The sequence below is a fragment of the Streptomyces sp. CNQ329 genome (assembly GCF_000482585.1).
In genome coordinates this window covers 1-4,680 of sequence record NZ_AXVU01000100.1, presented here as the reverse complement: position 1 = coordinate 4,680, position 4,680 = coordinate 1, and the positions used below count along the sequence as shown (strand labels likewise).

Here is a 4,680-nt window from a genome sequence, read left to right as displayed (position 1 = left end):
CCCCCCTTTGCTCTCGCAAAAATTCTTTCATTTGCTCTTTTATTTATCATTAAATTCAAACTTATATTTTACGCAAATAATTGCCATCTAAACTCCTATATTTGAGCAAAAGAAAATCCCCGGAATCCGTATTGGATTCCGGGGAATTCTTCGTTTACATCACGTTCGACTCTCCCAATAGTCTTGAGGCCCGCGAGATCCGTAGTAGTCAACGTACAACAATAGACCTTTCAATTCGCTTTCAGAACCTTCGTAAGAAAGTTGTTCTTTGATCTCTTGTTTCATGCGTCGTTTGTCGATTGCACCGGTTCGGATGAATTGCCACATGGCAGGACTAGAAAAGCCTCGATACACGTGGGCAAGGTCCCGTGCCTCTCTGTCTCCAGGAATAACGACGCGATCTTTCATGTCATACCTCGTTAATAGATAGAGATTCATGCCGAGAAAATCCCCGAATTCTTAATTGAATTCGGGGATTCTCACGTACTGCTATGCACTTTCGGCGAGTAGATATGCCGAAGCTACATCCACAAATCCGTCATGTGCCGATACTGCTTCTAACCTTGCTGCGGTAATGTCTTCTCGCGTACTTCCGTGATTACGCATCGCATATGTAAGCGAGATCATTCGGTCCGCTGCTTCGCGAACTTTAACGTCGTTGATCAGGAGTCGCATAGTTACCAAAGGGCGAGTCACAGCCAAACGTGTTTCTTGCCCCATAGTGCGCAATTCCTGTATCTGTTCTGACGAGAGATTCCGCAATTCAGCGTCTACGCGCCGATACAGAATGGAACGGTGCTCGCTTACGGCTAAGCACAGAGCAGTTACCGCTTCGCGTCGATCATTTGAGAGTTTTTCTCGACGTGCTACGAGTTCGGAACGTCCGGCTGCCAAGTGTTGAAACACTCCGGCTATAACGGCACCCATTAGCGTGCCGATAACTGCGACTATAGTCCCGATCATTACTCTTTCCTTCCGGTGATGTCACTTCTTAATGTACTACACTCAGCACACCAACGCAAGGTCTCGGTCTAACTTTCCGTCTTCTTTTTTGTGCTTGTCTTGGATCTTAGATATCGTACTTTGACTGATCCATAGTACGTACGAAGCTACTGCTACAGAGAACATTGCATCGACGTACACCGGATATCTTCCGCCTTTAAAGAACAGAAGTAGTCCGACGTATATTACAGCCATGATCCACGGAAGTAATCGCCAATGCTTCCCGCAGAAAAGGCAAGTACACTCTTGACGCTTCATCATTCTCTGTCCAATTCTCTTAATTGAAACGTCACGGTCATGTCGTACTTATGGTCACCGCATGTGAACCATCCCAGACCTTCGTATGCTTCATGTTCTTCGTGGAAGAAATGAAATTCGATGGCTAGGGCATATCGCGCAGGTCTTCCGCATCGTCTTCCGTCAACCGGCTGCATACACGTCTGGTGTCCTTCGTCTTTCTTTTCAGCCCTAGGCAACTAGACTCCTCTATACTGAATGCGGGAACCCTCCTAGCTATGGGATAGGAGGGTTCCCGCATAACTGCCTGTAGTCTAGTGCCTGTTGACAGTCACTCTGACACTACGAGAGCGATTGCAACAGTCTTTAGTTTTTTGATTCTGAGAGTCGATTTCTATTTACTCACCTCCTGAATTCGTTCAATCATATGCCACGGATGGAAGACCATTCCTGATTTTCTTGTAGTCTCCCATTCGCCGGTATGATCGCTGTAGACTTCAGTCTTTCGATCCCCGATGACCACACCATATTCCGTCAAAGTAATGCACTTGCCATCCGTTGCATAGCGACTAATGCCGGTACGCACATTCAAGACGACATGGTACATCTTTCCTTCGACTGGAATTCCGAGTTCCATTCCGTTACCTAACGATCATAGATACCGGATGACCATTCTTCATGTGATCGACGCATGAACCACAATCTTCGCGCGGACCTAATCCCTTATGTGCCTCGCGGGACGCGTACGCGTGATACCAACACTGACGACATTCGCCCTTTGGCGGGTCAACCGCTTTGGCGTTAGCCAACGGTATTTCCCTTCTTCTCGCTTTCCAGTCGCTCATCAGAAAGTGAGACGATTTGGAACGGTACTCCGACAAGTTCGGAGTATGCGATTTCTCCTGACGTACTCTCTCCGATGTACCCGCTTTCGTCGGTCACGACCATTACGCGATCTGACCGGCGAATCTTCTCGCGATGAAGTGGGTCGAGACGCTTTTTGTCGTCTTCAGTTCCGTTCTTTACTGCGTGCGGCATGAGCACTATTTCGCCTAGCCGCGTGAGGTCTGCGGCTAAGACCAACATTCGGTCATAGAACCGCATTGAGCCGCAGATGGTTGTGATTTCGACTCGCACTAGTTCTCTTACCCTTCATCTCTCATGTCTGCTTCGAGACTGCACAGACATTCTTCGCTGATAGCGTCCTTTGTCGTCTCGCAGTTATCGCACCATCCATCCCGCAGACACGCCAGGGTCCCAAGCGGCGTATGCAGCCTCTACTTCTTCTGTCACCCGAGAGATTACAGAACGCATGTCTTCTGCGCTCAATCGAATCTCTTCAACGACTGCGGAACGTGTTTCTTCTACGCTTTCTTGACCTTCACTCATTCTGCCGTTTTCTTCCTGTTCTTTCGGTTCAACATTCGGGGCAGGGACATCCGTACCCGTGATGCCACCCTCTAGACGCACGCCAACCGCGAACTTTTCCGTCTCCAGTCCATTCAATTCCAACCCATGTGTTATCCGCGAGATTATCGGGATTACAGCGAATTGAATGATTCTTCCACGGGTCAGAATTCTGTGATTCATCTTGCGTCCAATGCACTCTATGTTCTTCACATAGAGTGCATCGTTCTACGCGTTCAATTCCGGAGAGATTGACGGGCGGGAAGTCTTCCGGCATCGGATCACCGGAAGATGCTTCCCACACCGTTGCAATTGCGTCTGTCAAACCTCGTACCTATCGCTTCGCGCGAAATGTGTGGTTGACCAAATGCTAGACCAGTGGTCAGAGAGCTTGTTCCCACAGGTTTCCCCAATGGTTTCTCGATTGGTTTCGCCCGTGATTTTCCGACCGATGTTCCCATCGGTTTCCCCGAAGGTTTCGCGATGTCTGCACGGGTGAATGGATGACAGGCAGGTCAGAAGCATTGGTCAAGTGCAATGACGATACCGACACGTCTGTCTGTGTATCAGCAATCGTCCGGTTTACTCTGAAGGCGTGCGCGTTCCTCGCGCATGTCTAATAGCGAATTGATTGCGACGTGCGTAGCATCCTCCTTACTCTTCGGTCCGATACTTGCGTAGTTGGCTGCTTGTTTTCCGAGGGTACTAAGTGCCGTGTCAAGGTCACTGTCTGAAAGTTCTGGACTCTTACGTTCCTCGCTCATATCTTCCCTTTCCGTCAAGTAGCTTCGTACCTTTCGACTTCAATTCCGTTGTCTTCTGCCATTCGAGCGCAACCGCTAGCTCCACGCGATCCGTTCTTAATGAACGCTAGACAAATGTCGGCTCCACTCTCGACCATTTGCCGATTTCGCTTGGGTCCGGCAGACCGACCCATGCGCCAGTCGGCGGGATGCCGCTCAACCACCCCTCCCCATGACTCCCAAAGGCTCTCAGCGTGCCTGTCAGCCCCTGTCGGGCAGTGACCCGAGACGAGTACCGCCGTAGGTCCGTAACGCTCCCAGAGGGGGCACAGAGCCTCTTGGAGCCGCTTGCGCTCAACCGGGGATCGGTCCCCCCAGTCACGCGATCCTGTGACGAGTACGCGGAACGGTCGGGGATTCTGCACCGGCATAAGTTCCGTCGTAACATCGACTTCAATTTCTTCTTGTTCGTCTTCGTGCAACCTACCTTCCATTACGTCTTCCCATGTCTGCTTCGGAACGTACGGAGACGAGACAGCATCTTCCGGAATCTCATACGGATCAGTCAGGAATAGATTCCCTTCACGATCCGGCATGTAATCGTCTCCGATAACGTACTGTCCTGCCCTCTTAGAAGGGTCGAACGAAATACGTTTCTTAGCCGGAACCCATTCCCCAATGATGGACAACGGATCAGACCTTTGCAGACCCAACTTCAGCGGAATGAAAGCCCTAGGACCCTCGCCCGTTACGTGGTTAAACGGGTCAGTTTCGACGTACCATGCTCCGTCATTCCACGCATCCATAATCTTAGACGCGGGCAAGTCTCGTAGTGCGAAACCGCGAGTCTTTGTGTGTTGCTTCCACTCCTTCTTTCCGGTTGGATTCCTGTCTTCGTCTAGAACCTTGTCGTACGACTCGTACGTGTAGATTCCCGACTGAAAGAGGTAGACATTCCGGTACTGTTCGGCTTCCCATTCGCCCAACTGATCCGAATTCTCTACCCCATCAATCTTTGTGCGAGAGATGATGCCATCCGTAGCAAATGACACAACGTCTGCACCATTCTGCAATGCCAAGTCAAGAACCATGGCACGACAGCCGGACGTAATAAGTCCAGCCCAAATATACGACTGAAACGGCGGTCGTTCTGCCGTCCATTCACCGTTCTTCTGAACGAGACGCCACCCAATAGACTGTGCTGTCTTTCCGTACAGACTATTGATGAGAAGCTTAAGCACCTTCTGAGCACCGTTACCGGCTTTCTTCAGTTGCTTCCGTTCCTCGTATA

At 50.2% G+C, this 4,680-nt stretch carries 4 protein-coding genes; all 4 read right to left on the bottom strand.

Features of this window, described 5'->3' with window-relative positions; all coding sequences use genetic code 11:
* Positions 1–1,633: 1,633 nt before the first annotated feature.
* Positions 1,634–1,876, bottom strand: a complete 243-nt coding sequence (locus I003_RS36280) for a hypothetical protein (RefSeq protein WP_158689043.1) — start codon at positions 1,874–1,876, stop codon at positions 1,634–1,636.
* A 4-nt stretch (positions 1,877–1,880) separates the two neighbouring features.
* On the bottom strand, positions 1,881–2,048 hold the full coding sequence (locus I003_RS37180) for a pRL2-8 (RefSeq protein WP_078564538.1): 168 nt from the start codon (positions 2,046–2,048) through the stop codon (positions 1,881–1,883).
* Positions 2,049–2,460: 412 nt separating this feature from the next.
* Positions 2,461–2,859, bottom strand: coding sequence for a hypothetical protein (locus I003_RS36275; protein ID WP_158689042.1), 399 nt, complete (start codon positions 2,857–2,859; stop codon positions 2,461–2,463).
* A gap of 565 nt (positions 2,860–3,424) precedes the next feature.
* Positions 3,425–4,680: SLOG family protein (locus I003_RS37175; protein WP_486584453.1), on the bottom strand; the 1,256-nt coding region annotated here is incomplete at its 5' end.